General features: G+C 62.4%; 20 protein-coding genes. 15 read left to right on the top strand and 5 right to left on the bottom strand.

Annotated features, from left to right (window positions below; all coding sequences use genetic code 11):
* Nucleotides 1–19 precede the first annotated feature (19 nt).
* Nucleotides 20–388 carry a VOC family protein gene (locus VL52_RS07640; RefSeq protein ID WP_046156484.1) on the bottom strand — a complete coding sequence of 123 codons (369 nt, stop codon included), beginning with the start codon at nucleotides 386–388 and terminating at the stop codon, nucleotides 20–22.
* Between the two features lie 301 nt (nucleotides 389–689).
* Here VL52_RS07640 and VL52_RS07635 point away from each other — a divergent pair, with 301 nt between their 5' ends.
* The 6 genes from VL52_RS07635 (at nucleotide 690) to VL52_RS07610 (ending at nucleotide 3,922) form a co-directional block, all read left to right on the top strand.
* Complete coding sequence (locus tag VL52_RS07635) at nucleotides 690–890, top strand: tautomerase family protein (protein ID WP_046156483.1); 201 nt, start codon at nucleotides 690–692, stop codon at nucleotides 888–890.
* A gap of 23 nt (nucleotides 891–913) precedes the next feature.
* Nucleotides 914–1,657: an alpha/beta fold hydrolase gene (locus VL52_RS07630; protein WP_046156482.1), complete on the top strand. Its 744-nt coding sequence runs from the start codon at nucleotides 914–916 to the stop codon at nucleotides 1,655–1,657.
* A gap of 22 nt (nucleotides 1,658–1,679) precedes the next feature.
* Nucleotides 1,680–2,210: a GNAT family N-acetyltransferase gene (locus tag VL52_RS07625; protein ID WP_046156481.1), complete on the top strand. Its 531-nt coding sequence runs from the start codon at nucleotides 1,680–1,682 to the stop codon at nucleotides 2,208–2,210.
* 9 nt (nucleotides 2,211–2,219) lie between these two features.
* Nucleotides 2,220–2,645 (top strand): GNAT family N-acetyltransferase, encoded by a 426-nt coding sequence (locus tag VL52_RS07620; RefSeq protein WP_046156480.1) that lies wholly within the window; start codon nucleotides 2,220–2,222, stop codon nucleotides 2,643–2,645.
* Nucleotides 2,638–3,201, top strand: a complete 564-nt coding sequence (locus VL52_RS07615) for a GrpB family protein (protein ID WP_046156479.1) — start codon at nucleotides 2,638–2,640, stop codon at nucleotides 3,199–3,201. Before VL52_RS07620 ends, VL52_RS07615 begins: the two co-directional genes overlap by 8 nt.
* Nucleotides 3,202–3,352: 151 nt before the next feature.
* On the top strand, nucleotides 3,353–3,922 hold the full coding sequence (locus VL52_RS07610) for a DJ-1/PfpI family protein (protein WP_046156478.1): 570 nt from the start codon (nucleotides 3,353–3,355) through the stop codon (nucleotides 3,920–3,922).
* A gap of 10 nt (nucleotides 3,923–3,932) precedes the next feature.
* Here the strand turns inward: VL52_RS07610 and VL52_RS07605 are convergent, their stop codons facing one another.
* The 3 genes from VL52_RS07605 to VL52_RS07595 are packed head-to-tail and all read right to left on the bottom strand — an operon-like array spanning nucleotide 3,933 to nucleotide 5,641.
* Nucleotides 3,933–4,625, bottom strand: coding sequence for a helix-turn-helix transcriptional regulator (locus VL52_RS07605; RefSeq protein ID WP_046156477.1), 693 nt, complete (start codon nucleotides 4,623–4,625; stop codon nucleotides 3,933–3,935).
* 3 nt (nucleotides 4,626–4,628) lie between these two features.
* Nucleotides 4,629–5,420, bottom strand: coding sequence for a type I methionyl aminopeptidase (gene map, locus VL52_RS07600; protein WP_021476799.1), 792 nt, complete (start codon nucleotides 5,418–5,420; stop codon nucleotides 4,629–4,631).
* Nucleotides 5,417–5,641 (bottom strand): ParD-like family protein, encoded by a 225-nt coding sequence (locus tag VL52_RS07595; protein WP_046156476.1) that lies wholly within the window; start codon nucleotides 5,639–5,641, stop codon nucleotides 5,417–5,419. The genes map and VL52_RS07595 overlap by 4 nt, the downstream gene beginning before the upstream one ends.
* Before the next feature lie 303 nt (nucleotides 5,642–5,944).
* On the opposite strand from VL52_RS07595, the gene VL52_RS07590 reads away from it, so the two are divergent.
* From VL52_RS07590 to VL52_RS25185, 9 genes are all read left to right on the top strand, one after another.
* On the top strand, nucleotides 5,945–6,871 hold the full coding sequence (locus VL52_RS07590) for an MBL fold metallo-hydrolase (RefSeq protein WP_046156475.1): 927 nt from the start codon (nucleotides 5,945–5,947) through the stop codon (nucleotides 6,869–6,871).
* 32 nt (nucleotides 6,872–6,903) lie between these two features.
* Complete coding sequence (locus VL52_RS07585; RefSeq protein ID WP_046156474.1) at nucleotides 6,904–7,200, top strand: hypothetical protein; 297 nt, start codon at nucleotides 6,904–6,906, stop codon at nucleotides 7,198–7,200.
* Nucleotides 7,188–8,027 carry an MbnB/TglH/ChrH family RiPP precursor modification enzyme gene (locus VL52_RS07580; RefSeq protein WP_046156473.1) on the top strand — a complete coding sequence of 280 codons (840 nt, stop codon included), beginning with the start codon at nucleotides 7,188–7,190 and terminating at the stop codon, nucleotides 8,025–8,027. Before VL52_RS07585 ends, VL52_RS07580 begins: the two co-directional genes overlap by 13 nt.
* Nucleotides 8,028–8,043: 16 nt before the next feature.
* Nucleotides 8,044–8,757, top strand: a complete 714-nt coding sequence (locus VL52_RS23205) for an HvfC/BufC family peptide modification chaperone (RefSeq protein ID WP_052729211.1) — start codon at nucleotides 8,044–8,046, stop codon at nucleotides 8,755–8,757.
* 2 nt (nucleotides 8,758–8,759) lie between these two features.
* Nucleotides 8,760–9,344, top strand: coding sequence for an HvfX family Cu-binding RiPP maturation protein (locus VL52_RS07570; RefSeq protein ID WP_046156472.1), 585 nt, complete (start codon nucleotides 8,760–8,762; stop codon nucleotides 9,342–9,344).
* Nucleotides 9,345–9,472: 128 nt separating this feature from the next.
* On the top strand, nucleotides 9,473–10,825 hold the full coding sequence (locus tag VL52_RS07565) for a cytochrome ubiquinol oxidase subunit I (protein ID WP_046156471.1): 1,353 nt from the start codon (nucleotides 9,473–9,475) through the stop codon (nucleotides 10,823–10,825).
* Nucleotides 10,816–11,829: a cytochrome d ubiquinol oxidase subunit II gene (locus VL52_RS07560; protein ID WP_046156470.1), complete on the top strand. Its 1,014-nt coding sequence runs from the start codon at nucleotides 10,816–10,818 to the stop codon at nucleotides 11,827–11,829. Before VL52_RS07565 ends, VL52_RS07560 begins: the two co-directional genes overlap by 10 nt.
* A 141-nt stretch (nucleotides 11,830–11,970) precedes the next feature.
* On the top strand, nucleotides 11,971–12,567 hold the full coding sequence (locus VL52_RS07555) for a LexA family protein (protein WP_046156469.1): 597 nt from the start codon (nucleotides 11,971–11,973) through the stop codon (nucleotides 12,565–12,567).
* 16 nt (nucleotides 12,568–12,583) lie between these two features.
* Nucleotides 12,584–12,730, top strand: coding sequence for a hypothetical protein (locus VL52_RS25185; RefSeq protein ID WP_021476793.1), 147 nt, complete (start codon nucleotides 12,584–12,586; stop codon nucleotides 12,728–12,730).
* Nucleotides 12,731–12,954: 224 nt separating this feature from the next.
* Here the strand turns inward: VL52_RS25185 and VL52_RS07550 are convergent, their stop codons facing one another.
* Entirely contained in the window at nucleotides 12,955–14,487 is a 1,533-nt protein-coding gene (locus tag VL52_RS07550; RefSeq protein ID WP_070978507.1) for a mechanosensitive ion channel family protein, read from the bottom strand.
* Between the last annotated feature and the right edge of the window lie 200 nt (nucleotides 14,488–14,687).

Raw genomic sequence — 14,687 nt, 5'->3', positions numbered from 1 at the left:
GGCCAAGACCGGCCTGTTTTCATTCCATCCGCACATAGGCCCGCAAGCGGTGGCCATCCGGATCCAGCGCCGTGAAGGTACGGCCAAAATCCATATCCGTGATGGGTTGCAGAATGCGCAGCCCCTGCGCCCGCCAGTCGGCGAGGCAAGCATCCAGCGCGGCGAAGTCCTCCATCTGCACGATCAACTCCCCGCCTCCGCCCATCATCTCGGCGGCAGGCTCCGCCGTGTGCCGAGACCACAAGCCCAGCCGCATGCCGGACGCGAACTTGAACATCGCAAAGGTCGGCGACAACTCGATAGGCTGCAAATCGAACAAGCGTGAATAGAAATCCGCGCTGCGCGCCGGCTGGTCCACGTACAGAATCACAAAATCGGGGTGTTGCATGACTGCTCTCCTTGAGTGAACGCCGAACTCGTTTCGGCATGCAGTCATGCTAAGCCAAGCTGCTGTCAGTTTTTGTCAGTAGTGAATGTTTTGCGATTATGACAATATGATCATCCCGGCTGCAAACAACAGTCAATTCACAGGACTACCTCCCAGATAGTGGCCCCCTCGCGCCAATCCTGGCTTGTCTGGCCTGGCTGCAAAGCCACAGGGAGCAGGCGAACTGGCCGGCGTAAACAAGGATGGCTCGACCGAGTATTTCTACGCCATCGACCTTTCCCCAAACTGAAGGAGCCAACCCATGCCCTACGTCAACGTGCAGATCACCGCCGGCGCCACGCGCGAACAGAAAGCCGCGCTGGTGAAAGACATCACCGACTCGCTGGTCCGCCATCTGGGCAAGAAGCCCGGGCACACCCACATCGTGATCCAGGAAATCGCTGAGGAAGACTGTGGCTACGCCGGCCAGCTGACCGATGACTGGAAGCGCCGGCAAGGTTGAGCATTTGGTGAAGGAGAGCTGGCATGCGGCATCATCACCGCCAAATAGCAGGCGATACGGCGCAACCCTGCCTGGTCTTCCTGCATGAAGGGCTGGGCTGCGACGCGATGTGGGGAGCCTTCCCCAGCCAGTTGTGCGAGGCGACCGGTCTCGCCGGCCTGGTGTATGACCGCCAAGGCTATGGCCGGTCCGCGCCATTGGATCGCACGCGCACCATCCACTACCTCCATGAGTATGCGTTGAACGAACTGCCATCCGTATTGGAGGCGCTGCTGCCTGAGCGCGACTACATTTTGATCGGACACTCGGATGGCGGCAGCATCGCGCTGCTGCATGCGGCCGAGCAGAGTCCAAGGCTCAAGGCCGTCGTCACCCTGGCCGCCCATGTCTTTGTCGAAGGCATCACGCTTGCCGGCATCCGGCGGGCTAGGGAAGCCTGGGATGCCGGCAAGCTGACCGGCTTGGCCCGATTTCACGGCGACAAAACGGAACCGCTGTTCCACGCTTGGGCCGACACTTGGCTCAGTCCCGGATTCGCCTCCTGGAACATCGAATACGCGTTGCCCTCGATATCCTGCCCGACGCTGGCCTTGCAAGGCGAGCATGACCAATATGGCAGCGCGGCGCAGCTCGACGCCATTGCCGGCAAAACGCAGAACGGCCGCCAGCTGATGCTGCCGAACTGCGGCCACAGCCCGCACCAGGAAGCGCCGCAAGCCACGCGGGATTCAATCGCCGGCTTCATCGCCGAGCATTGCCGCCATTGATTCGCATCTCAAAGGCAAAACCATGTTGTTCACCGAAATGCCCGTACTGGACCACCCTGATGCCATCCTGCGCCCGCTGTATCCTGACAATGTCCTGGCCTGGTACGACTACCTGACACTGCCGCAGGTGTTCGAGCACATCAGCTGGAACGTGCGGGCCCAGTCCGAGCTGGAACACTACGCCTGGCAGCCGGAGCAGTTCACCGAGGCCAGCGCGCTGCGCTTCGCCATCGCCGGCCGCGCTGGCGACCGCCTGCTCGGGACCATCGGCTTCCATACCGCCTCCTCGGTCAATGCCAGCGAGGAAATGGCGTATGATCTGTCCCCCGCGGCTTGGGGCCGCGGCATCGCCACGGCCGCTTGCGCCAGCCTGCTGGAATGGGGACACGGCCATATCGGCCTGGCCCGCATCCAAGCCACAGCGCTGCCGGAAAATGCACGCTCCATCCGCGTGCTGGAGCGTGCGGGCTTTCAACGCGAAGGCCTGCTGCGCAGTTACCGCAAGGTGCGCGGCCCCTCGCGGGACTTCTGGATGTACAGCCACATCGGATAGGAAGAAACGATGATCCAACTCGCCCGGCAAGACCAGGAAATAGAGCATTGCTTCGCCGTGATGCGGCAACTGCGGCCGCATCTGCAGGCAGACGCCTTCGTCGCAACGGTGCGCGCCCAGATGGCCGAAGGCTATCAACTGGCCTATCTGCGGAACGGCGACGCCATCGCCTGCGTGGCCGGTTTCCGCATCCAGCGCACGCTGGTCGCCGGCAAGAGCTTGTATATCGACGACCTCGCCACCGATGAAACCATACGTTCACGCGGCCACGGCGCGGCAATGATGGCTTGGCTGCGCCAGCTGGCCGTGGCCGAAGGCTGCGGCGAAATCCACCTGGACTCCGGCGTGCAGCGCCACCGCGCCCACCGTTTCTACCTGAACCGCAATATGGACATCGTCGCCCATCACTTCTCTGAATTGCTCAAACATGACTGAAACGGTCACCATCATCCCGCATCAAATGCGCTGGGCGGACGAGTTCGAAGCCATCGCGGAGAGATTGCGCGCCGCGCTGGGGAGCCTGGCCCTGAGAATCGACCATATCGGCTCCACCTCGGTGCCCGGTCTGGCAGCCAAGGATGTGATCGACGTTCAGATCACGGTGGCGGAACTGGACGAGAACGTTCCCCAAAGCCTGAGCGACGCCGGCTTCGCCCTTAAGCCATTCAACCGCGACCACTTGCCGCCCGGATTCGACGATGTCGGCGAGCAATGGCGCAAGTTCTTCTTCCGCGAGCAGGAGGGCGAACGCCGCGCCCACATCCATGTGCGGCGGGTGGGCGCGGCCAATCAGCGCTACGCCCTGCTGTTCCGCGACTATCTGCGCGCCTATCCGGCAAGCGCCGCGGCTTACGGCGAGCTGAAACGGCGCTTGGCTGCAAGCTTGGCCGACCCGGACAGCTACCCGGACGTGAAGGACCCCGCGGTGGACCTGATCTATCTCGCGGCCGAGCAATGGGCGGAACAGACCGGCTGGCAGCCTGGCGCGTAGCCTGGGAATGCCCGCGCAGCCGCCATTCCAGGGCTGCCACTCGGGTGGAAAAGACTACTGACAGGAACTGGCAGCGGCATCGATTATCTTTGGGCAACCCGCAAGACCCGCCGGGTCCGGGATTCGTTTCCAAACCTACCAAGGCAATCCGATGAAACGCGCCATCACCATCATCACAGAAAATTTTTCCGACTGGGAAACCGCGCTGATCAACTCCTCAGCCCGCGGCTATTACGGCTTCGACATCAGCTTCGCCGCGCCCGGCGGCAAGCCCGTCATTTCCTCCAGCGGCCTGATGGTCACGCCCCATCTGGCGGTGGAGACCATCCAGCTTGAGCGGCTGGACCTGCTGATCGTTTGCGGCGGCACCATCTGGCAAACCCCGCAGGCGCCGGACATCGCCGGCCTGGTTGCCGCCGCCTGGGCCGGCGGCGCCGTCGTCGCGGGGATTTGCGACGGCACCCGCGTCTTGGCACAGGCCGGCGTGCTGAGCCGCGTGCGCCACACTTCCAATTCTGCGGCGAACCTGGCGCTGCCCGGCTATGCCGGCGCCAGCCTCTACCAGGATGTGCCCCATGCCGTCGGAGATCAGGGCGTCGTCACCGCGCCGGGCACCGCCCCGGTGAGCTTCATGGCGGAGATCCTGGCGGCCCTGGACATCGGCGGAGCCGACCTGGACGCCTATCTGGCTCAGCACGCGGCCGAGCACCGCCGACGCTGAGCGCCTGGGGTCAAGACGCGTCGACGGCGATGCCCAGCTGGAGCCGCCACTCCTTCAGCAAAACCTGGCGGCGGCGCGGATAGCGTTGGTCCAGGCTGTCGCACTGCCGTATCCTGTCGCAGCGGAAATGGCGGAAGTCCTGGCGCAGTTCGCACCAGGCGGCCAGCACCTGCGTCTTCTCGAAAAAGCCTAGCGCGAATGGCCACACCACCCGCCGGCTGTCGCCGCCGTCAGCGTCCCGATACCGTAGTTCCAGCTTGCACTGGCGGCGGATGGCGTCGCGCAGCGCGGCCATGTCCACCTCGATGGCCGGCGCCGCGGCCGGGCCCACCAGCAGCGTCTCATCCTCCAGCCGCCACCTCAGATCGTCGGGCAACACGGCCGCCACCTTGGCCAGCGCATTGCCGGCGGCGCGGGCAAGCCGGGAGTCGGCCCGCTTCTCCACCCAGCGCATGCCCAGCACCAGCGCCTCGATCTCTTCTTCGGCGAACATCAGAGGCGGCAGCAGGAAGCCCGGGCGCAGCAGATAGCCGATTCCCGGCTCGCCGGCGATATCCGCGCCCTGCAGCTGCAGGCTGGCGATATCCCGGTAAACGGTGCGCACGCTGATGCCCAGCTCTTCGGCCAGCGTCTGAGCCGTCACCGGCCGGCGATGGCGGCGCAGCAACTGCAGCAATTCCAGCAAGCGTTCCGAGCGCGCCATGGATCAGGCTATCGCCGGATAATCGCCCAGGCCGTCCGGCCACGGCGTCAGCACTTCGAAGCCGTGGTCGGTCACCGCCACCATGTGCTCCCACTGCGCCGACCAGGACCCGTCCTGCGTCACCACGGTCCAGCCGTCGCCCAATTGGCGGGTGCCGGCCTTGCCGGCGTTGATCATCGGCTCGATGGTGAACACCATCCCCGGCCTCAGTTTCAGTCCCGCCCCGGGCCTGCCGTAGTGCAGCACCTCGGGCTCTTCGTGGTAGACCTTGCCTATGCCGTGGCCGCAATACTCGCGCACCACGCTGAAGCCTGCCGCCTCGGTGAGAGTCTGGATCGCATGGCCGACGTCGCCCAGCGTGGCGCCTGGCCGCACCGCGCGGATGCCGGCGCGAGTGGCGTCATAGCAGACGTCCACCAAGCGCTTCGCCTCGGGCGATGGCGCGCCGACGAAATACATCCGGCTGCTGTCGCCATGCCAACCATTCTTGATCACCGCCACGTCGATATTGACGATGTCGCCGTCGCGCAGAATCTGCTTCTCCGACGGAATGCCGTGGCACACCACCTGATTGACCGATGAGCAGATGGTCTTGGGATAGCCGTAATAGCCGACATTGGCCGGCTTGGCTTTCTGCACCTTGACGATGTATTCGTGGCAGCGCGCGTCCAGCTCCTCGGTGCTGACGCCGGGCTTCACGTGCTCGCCTATCATCGCCAGCAGCTCCGCCACCAGCTTGCCGGCTTCGCGCGCCTTGGCCACTTCGGCCGGGGATTTGATCGTCACCTTGCTCATCGCGCCGCCTCCGCCTGTCGGCGCAAATCCAGGCCGCAGCCATCTTGTCCCGCCTGCAGCAGCAACTGGCAGATCTCGCGGTAGCGCAGATCCGGATTCAGCTCGGCCAGCATGCCGATGCGCAGCCAGTGCTCGGCCTGGGAATTGATGGAGCGGCTCAGCGCCTCGCTGGCGGTACGCAGATTGTCATGCATCTGCTCGGAAATTTTGACGATGCCCATGGCTCGCCTCCAGTAAGCAAAAAATATATGAAACGTATATTAATAATCGCATGAAGCCCTGACAAGCGCGGATACCGATGGGCTATGGGTCAAAATATTAGAAATACTACTTATTTATATTAAATATATAAATTATATCAATACATGATCAATGATAAGCTTTGACCATCATCAAGGCGCAATCGTCAGCATCATCAGCAAAAATGCAGAAAATTCAGCTTAAATCAAGGAAAAATGTACTTTGAAGCGTACTTGCTGCCTCATGCCCCATTCTGACGCCGCGCCCAGCCAAGGAGTACGAAAATGAAAATCCGCATGCTCGTTGCGTCGCTCAGCCTGGCCTGCGCGGCCGCCGCGGCGGCCGCCAGCCCAACCCAATGTGAAAACAAGCGTTACACGCTACAGCTGTTGGGGTCTGGCGGCCCCATTTCCGACGATGGCAGAGCCTCATCCGCCTCGCTGATCTGGTGGAAGAACAAGCCGGTGGCGCTGATCGATGCCGGCGGCGGAGCCTACCTCCGCTTTGGCCAATCCGGCGCCCGGCTTGAGGATGTCAGCTTCATCGGCCTGACCCATTTCCACACCGACCATGTCACCGACCTGCCTGCCTTGCTGAAGGGCAGCTATTTTTTCCGCGCGCCGCACCAGATTGATATCGCGGGCCCGACCGGCGGCGCGGGCTTCCCCAGTCTGAGCGGCTTCATGCATGCCCAGTTCAATGCCAAAAACGGCGCCTACGCCTACCTGTCGGGAATCTATTCCGGCAGCGGGGACATTCCGCTGAAAGTGAAACTCGCCGATGTGGATTACGACAAGGCAATGCCCACCAAGGTATACGACAAAGACGGCATTACCATCAGCGCGCTTGGCATTCCTCACGGCAAGGTGCCGGCGCTCGCGTATCGCATCGATACGCCCGACGGCCGCATCGTGATCTCCGCCGATCAGAACGGCAACAATCCCAACTTCCTCGAATTCGCCAAAAACGCTGACATCCTGGTGATGCCGCTGGCCATCGACGAACAGGCCGACCCGGCCTCAGCTTTCCTGCACGCCAAACCGTCCGCCATCGGCCGCATCGCCGCAGCGGTAAAACCCAAACAGCTGGTGCTGAACCACTTCATGGGCAAAAGCCTGCGGGTGAAGGATCAATCCATCCGGATCATTCGGAAACTCTACTCCGGCCCGATATACGCCAGCCGCGACCTGTCGTGCTTCCCAGTGCGCTGACTTCCAAAAAACCTGAATTCCGTGAGGCCAATATGAAAAACCAGATCATTCTTTCCATTGCCATGACATCGCTGATCGGCCTGAACGCCGAACCTGTGCTGGCCGAGCCTTCTCAGCCCGCAAAAACGGTGCAAAGCGAAAGCGGCAACGGCGGCAAATGCGCCAGCGGCAAATGCGGCACGGTGAAAATGTACGAGAAGGCCGACATCCAGCACGACCCGCAAGACCAGCTGGTACGCGCCCGCGATGGCAAATGCGGCAAGACCGGACAAGGCATACAACCTGTTCCGCCCCGCTGCAAGATGGTGGAGGGGGTATGCGGTCAATAAGCCCCACAGCCATCGGCGTCGGGCTGCGCGCCGAGCACGCGCAATGGCTGGCCGATCAAGATCCGCAGCCTGGCATCGACTTTCTGGAACTGACGGTGGAAAACTGGCTGGACGTCGGCGGCCGCAAACGCGAGCAGCTTGAGCGGCTATCGGAAAAGTACCCGCTGGTCGCCCATGGCCTCAGCCTGTCGATAGGCGACACGCTGCCGCTGGATACGGACTTCCTGGCGCGGGTGAAGCGCTTTCTCGATCGTTACCGGATAGACATCTACAGCGACCACCTGAGCTACTCCCGCGACCGGCAGGGCTATTTGTACGATCTGCTGCCCATACCGCGCTGCAAGGAAATGGCGGAGCGGATCGCGGCCAAGATCAAACAGGCGCAGGACATTCTGCAGCGGCCGCTGGTGCTGGAAAACATCAGCTACTACCACTGCCATGCCGGCCAAATGGACGAGGCCGTTTTCATCCGCCGCGTCCTCGAGCAAAGCGGCTGCCAGATGCTGCTGGACATCAACAATGTCTACGTCAACGCCGCCAATCATGGCTACGACCCGCAAGGCTTTATCGCCAGCCTGCCGTCGCCGGCCATCCGCTACTTCCATATCGCCGGCCACTGGCGCGGCGACGATGGCGTGCTGATCGATACCCACGGCGCCGCGGTATGCGGCGAGGTGCTTGAACTGGCGCGACAGACTGTAGCCCTGCACGGCCCGCGGCCACTGGTGCTGGAACGGGACAACCACATTCCAGGCTGGCCTGAGCTGCGAGACGAAGCGATCGGGCTGCGCAAATGGATAGGCCAGCCTGCGCCTCAGGCCGCCTGAGCAGAAAGGATATGTCATGAACGCCCATTCAACGCTGGAGGCGGGCCGGCGCTTCAACCGACTGCTGCGCGCGCCCCAAACCGATGCCGGCGAGATCACACCGGCCATCAAGCTGTACCGGGATTTCCTGCGCAGCAATATCGAGGAGGTGGTGAAGCACGTATTTCCGCTGTACGTCAGCCAGGTCGACGCCGCCACCCTGCGCCGGCAGGTAGATGACTTTCTGGCTCACCACTCGGCCAGCGCGCCGGAATTCCACCACATCGCCACCGAGTTTCTGGTTTTCATGCAACCCACTGCGCCCGCCGCGCTGCGGCAATGCCTGGAGTACGAGTGGGTGCTGCTGAAAGCGGAGATCGACCCAGCCGTGGTCGAGCCGCCAAGCGGGGAGCCGCTCGACGATGCCGTCCTGTCGCTCAATCCCACGCTGACCTGCATCGAGCTGGATCTGAAAGCGGCGGGCCTGTCAGGCGCATTCGCCATTTTCCGCGATGCCCGCCACCAGGTGCGCCAAAAACCTTTGAACCGTTTCGACCGCCATGTGTTAGCCGGGCTGGAGACGCCGCGCGGTTACGCGTCGCTGAAAGCCGCCTGCGCGATGGCGGACGCGGCGCCGCTGCGCCAATGGTTGCTTGACGCCATCGCTACCGGACTGGTCCAAACACGCCAGCCGAGCATGGCATCCATGAACGGAGGACCGCGCCGCCCGGCCGCGACACAAGGAGTATGAAAATGATTGCCAAAATAATGAACGGATTCGACCGGGCGGTTGCCGCCTGCAAACAATATGACTTCATCGCCCTGCTGGGCATCCGCCTCTACCTGCTGCCGGTGATCTATGTCGGCGCCCATTCGAAGGTTGTCGGGTTCAGCGCAGCGGTCGCCTGGTTCGGCGCGCCGGCCAGCGAGGGCGGCCTTGGCCTGCCGTTTCCGGTGGCGTTTGCCTTCCTGGCGGCGGCTACCGAGGTATTGGGGCTGCTATGCATCGCGCTAGGCTTGTTCACCCGCGTCATGGCCATCCCGATGATGGTGCTGATGAGCGCCGCCAGCGCCATGGTGCACTTGCCGCGCGGCTGGCTGGCCATCGCCGACAAAAGCATGGAATCCAGCCAGCGCCTGGCCGGATTTCTGTCCTGGCTGGCCGAGAACTTCCCAGGCCGATACAACTACATCACCGAACTGGGCGACCCGGTGATCCTGAATAACGGCATCGAGTTCGCCGCCACCTACTTCATCATGCTGCTGGTGCTGTTCTTCTACGGCGGCGGACGCTACATCAGCGCCGACTACTGGCTGCGCCGGCACTTCGCCAAGTAAGCGCCCTCGACGCCTCCACCATAAATCGCAACACGATGGCCGGAACCGCTCACTGCGGCGGGTCCGGCCATTTTTGCGTCCGCGCGCATGGGACTTCACCTCATGACGCCGACGCCCCGGGAGAACCCATGAACGGATTCGATGCGCTGACACTGGCGCGCCTGCAATTCGGCGCCAATATCAGCTTCCATATTCTCTTTCCCAGCATCAATGTCGCGCTGGGCTGGCTGCTGCTGTTCTTCAAGCTGCGCTATACCCAAACCGGCCGTCAGGGCTGGATGGACGCCTACGCCTTCTGGATCAAGGTATTCGCGCTATCGTTCGCGCTGGGCGTGGTGAGCGGCGCCACCATGAGCTTCCAGTTTGGCACCAACTGGCCTGGTTTCATGCGAGTGGTCGGCAATGTTGCCGGACCCTTGCTGTCCTACGAGATCCTCACCGCCTTCTTCCTGGAAGCCACGTTTCTCGGCGTTATGCTGTTCGGGCGCTCGCGGCTGTCCGAACGAGCCCATACCCTAGCCACCCTGTTGGTGGCGTTCGGCAATACGCTGTCCACGTTCTGGATTCTGACGCTGAACTCCTGGATGCAGACGCCGGCGGGTTTCAAGATGGTCAATGGCCATGCCGTGGTGGCCAGCTGGTTCGATGTGATCTTCAACCCCTCTGCGCCATACCGCTTCGCGCACATGCTCATCGCGTCCGGCCTCACCGAGGCGTTTCTGCTGGCTGGCCTGTCGGCCTATCGCCGACTGAACGGCGACGCCAGCGAAGGCAACCGGCTGGCGCTGAAAACCGGCGTCTACGCCGCCGCCCTGCTGATTCCGCTGCAGTTTGTGGCGGGAGACTTGCACGGCCTGAAAACCCGCGAAGTGCAACCGGCCAAACTGGCGGCGATGGAGGGCGTCTGGCGCACCGAGCGATCCGCCCCGCTGCTGGTATTCGCCCTGCCTGACGAAGACACGCACAGCAACGACCATGCGCTGGGCATTCCCGGCCTGGCCAGCTTGATCCTGACCCACGAGACCACCGGCGAAATCAAGGGGATTAACGAGTTTGCCCAGCATCCGCCGGTGGCAAAAGTGTTCTGGAGCTTTCGCGCCATGGTGGGCGTCGGCACCCTGATGTTTCTCACGTCCTGGCTGGCCGCCTGGCAGTTGAGAAAGCGCGGCACGCTGTCGAGTGCAACGCTTCGCATATTGACCTTGATGACCTTCTCCGGCTGGATCGCCACCCTGGCCGGTTGGTATGTCTCCGAAATCGGCCGCCAACCCTGGCTGGTCAATGGGGTGCTCACCACAGCAGAAGCCGCTGGCGGCGCCACGCCAGCCATGCTCATGTCCAGCCTGACCATGTATCTGGCGCTGTATGCCGCGCTGATCGCCGCCTACGTGGCAGGCTTGTTTCACATGGCCAAGAAGGCGGCCTGTCCGACAGGCTCGCCGCGGCTCCAAGAAAAACAGGAGAAGTTCGCATGCCGCTAGATTACTGGCTTCCCATCATCTTCGCCGGCCTGCTCGTCCTGGTGATGATCATTTACGTCATCCTGGACGGCTACGACCTTGGCATAGGCCTGCTCCTGCCCAGCGTGGAGCGCGCCGACAAAAACCGCATGATCGCCACCATCGGCCCCTTCTGGGATGCCAACGAAACGTGGCTGGTACTGGGCATCGGCCTGCTGCTTTCGGCCTTCCCCGCGGCGAACTCATTGGTGTCTTACGAGCTGTATCAGCCGCTGGCCCTGATGCTGGGCGGGCTGATCATTCGCGGCGTCGCCTTCGACTTCCGGGCCAAGGCGCCCGATGGGCACAAGGCCTGGTGGGATGCCGCCTTCTTCGCCGGCGCCTTGATGGCATCAGCCATGCAGGGCCTGATGCTGGGCCGCTACCTGACCGGCTTCGCCAACGGCTGGGGCGCCTGGACCTTTGCCTGGCTCTGCGCCGCCGGCTTATGCGCCGGATACGCCCTGCTAGGCGCCTGCTGGCTGATACTGAAAACAAGCGGCCCATTGCAGGCGCGCGCCTACGGCTGGGCCGGACGCGCGCTGCTGGCAACCAGCCTGGCGGCCGCGCTGGTATCGATTGCCACCCCGTTAGCCAGCCCGTCCATCGCCGCCAAATGGTTTGTCCTGCCGCATTTCCTGCTGCTGATTCCGCTGCCGCTGACGGCCAGCCTGTTATCCGCCCTGCTGTGGTGGCTGCTGCCGAAACTGGCCAAGCGCCAAGCGCTCGGCGACGACCGCTATTGCTGGACGCCGTTTGCGTTATGCGTGGCCATCGTGCTGCTAGCGTCCTGGGGCTTGGCCTACAGCATCTTCCCCGACATCGTGATTGAACATCTATCGATCTGGCAGGCCGCGAGCGATGCCGAGGCGCTATGGGCGATACTGGTGGTCGCCATCGTCGTGCTGCCGGCGATAGCCGCCTACACCGCCTTCGTCTACCGCATCTTCCATGGCAAGACGACGGACGAACTGAGCTACCATTAGCCCAAACCCAGTCACCCAACATGCGGACTGTGGCCTGAACCCCACAGCCGCATGCCTGATTTCCCAGGCTTTCCCTTCCTGCAAACCAGCATGTCGGACGCAATCCTTGCAATTCCATTTGATATTGTACAAAATCAAATCATGGAAACCGACAAGCCCAAACAGCGCGGCGGCAAACGCTCAGGCGCCGGCCGCAAGTCCGTCTTCGGCGGCGACAAGACCGTCGCCCTGCGCGTGCCGGAGCCGCTAAAGCCCATCCTGCAGCAATGGCTGGACGATTATCGCAGCTGGCGCACCGCCAACAGCGCGCAGGCATTCGACTTCCGCACGCTGGGCGCGCAGCTGAGCGAGTTGTCGCTGCCGCTGTTCGCCGGCAGCGTGCCAGCGGGGTCTCCGGTGGCGGCGGACGACCTGAAAGAAGCCGACATCGACCTCAACACCCATCTGGTCAGCCGCCCCGGCGACACCTTCATGGTCAAGGTCAAGGGCGATTCGATGCAGGGCGCCGGCATACACGACGGCGACCTGCTGCTGGTGGAGCGCGGCCGCGAGCCGCGCAACGGCAAGGTGGTGGTGGCCGTACTGAACGGCGAACTGACGGTCAAGCGGCTGGAGCGCGGCCCGCAAGGCATCCGCCTGCTGCCGGAGAACCCGGCCTACCAGCCGATAGAAGTGCCGGAAGACTCGTCGTTTCATATCTGGGGCGTGGTGACCAATGTCATCCACAAAGTGGACTAGCGCGAAGGAGACTGCAATGGGAAAGCTCAACGACAGCATCAAGATGAAGTTCAACGACTGGAAGCGCCTGCCCCGTCCTTACCGCGCGATGATCGCCGGCCAGCCTCAGGTGCTGATCAGCCGCACCGGACGGGACTTTTTCGTGCCGGTCCAGTTTGTCTGATTTCGGCCTCATCACATCCCTCGCCGAGCCGCGCCATGGCGCGCCGCTCTGCGCAACACCCACTCATTCTCGCGCCTGATCTACGCGGCGCACATCTCTAGGCGCGCAGCGCGAGGCCGCCTGACAAGCCACCGGCAAGCCTCTCGCCGGGCGGCGACAACGGAATCATCTGCCACAGGTCCGAGAAACATCGCGAGCCAGGCCTTTGCTACCTGCGGCGCGCTTCAATGCTTGTTCAATCCAAAAAAGCTGCGGATGCGATCCACCAGCTCGGCCCGCCTCGGCGCATCGCCTTCCGCATCCAGCGCCGAGTCCGGCGCGCGGTTGCGCTGCTCTTCCAGCCGTTGCGCCAGGATGGCGGAAATGGTTTCAGCCAACTCCTTGCGCGACACCAGGATGGATTGGAACGCATCCTTGTCCAGCCTCAGGCATTCGACATTGGAACGCGCGATCACCGTGCTGGAACGCGACTCGCCGGTCATCAATCCCATTTCGCCGAAAAAACTGCCCGACTTCAGCACATCCACCAGTTTGCGGCCGCTGTCCGGCATTTCCACCCACACCTCGACCTCGCCCGACAGCATGATGTAAAGCCAGTGCGCCACCGCCCCCTGGTGCATGATGATGTCGCCGGTGACGAAGGGGGTGAATTTGAGCTGGTCGGCCAGCACCACCATTTCCTCGTCGTTCAAGCTAGACAGCAGCTCCACTTTTCTCAGTGCCAGCACCCGCTCCTCCAGGTGCCGCTTCATCCGCGCCTCGATGTATTTCTCGTTTTCCTTGATGGTCAGCACATTGTAGTAAGGCGAGGCCATGCGCAGATTATGGCGCCGCAACGCGGCGTCGATATGGGTGCGGACAATGGAGTCGGTATAGTCGTCGGCGGCAAGATCGGTCAGCCAGTAACGCACCGCGTAGCGGGTATAGCCATTCTCAAAGCCCATTAGTATGCAATTGGGCGCGGGCGTCGCCGCGACTCCAGGCAATTGCGCCTCGCGCAGCGATTTCTCCACCACGCCGATGATCTGCGTCGGCAGCGTATCCCAATTGATATTGAACCAGACCCAGCGCCGCCACTGCTGCGGATTGCCGCGCCGCTTGCCCAGGATGGAGAAGTGGTTCTTCATCAACACGCTGTTGGGAACCACCACCGTCTCCCAATTGCGCGTTTCCACGGAAGTGGCGCGCCAGTTGATCTCCACCACCCTGCCCACCAGATCTCCGCTCTTGATCCAGTCGCCGATCTCCACAGAATTGTCTATTTGCAGGGACAAGCCCGCCAGAATATTGCCCAGCGTATCCTGCATCGCGAAAGCCAGCACGGCGGTGATGACGGCGGATGTCGTGACGATATGGCTCAAATCCAGGCCCGCGAGCCTCAGCAGCACCAAACCCCAGGCGATATAGCCCAGCACCACCAGGATTTCCTCCAGGATGCGGGGCGGATGGATGCGCAGCACCGGCAGCAACAGGCGGAACAGCAGCATCGCCCATAGCCGGATCATGGCCAGGCCCAGCACGATCACGGCAGTCTGCCTCACCCACTGCCCGGACTCGGTCGGAGGGCTGACATTGACCACCAGCAAGCCGATCAGCGCGATCAGCAATGTGCTCAGCACGCGTTTTCGGCTGTCGGCATGGGTTATGTACAGCAAAATGGAGAGGGCCGCGGCAATCGCGACAAAGACTGTCAAGGAGCCATACCAGACAGCGGGGATCAGCTTTTCCAGCCAACTGACAGCGGGTGGGGTGTCCATGCTTGTTCCGACATGATTTTTTCTAATTATTAGTTCATGATTGCGGATAAAAAAATCCCTCCCGTGAGGGAGGGGTGCAAGGTATCGGGGAAGTGTAAGATCTGCAGCCAGGCAGGCCGGCAGATGTTACAGCGCGCTACTTTACCAAAGCAGCACGCGTTTTGATGTTAGCAACTGTTTCCGCATTGCGGTATGAGTAT

This window comes from Chromobacterium vaccinii (assembly GCF_000971335.1).
GTDB lineage: Bacteria > Pseudomonadota > Gammaproteobacteria > Burkholderiales > Chromobacteriaceae > Chromobacterium > Chromobacterium vaccinii.
Note: the sequence above shows the minus strand (reverse complement) of the source record. Positions and strands in the feature narration are given on the sequence as shown.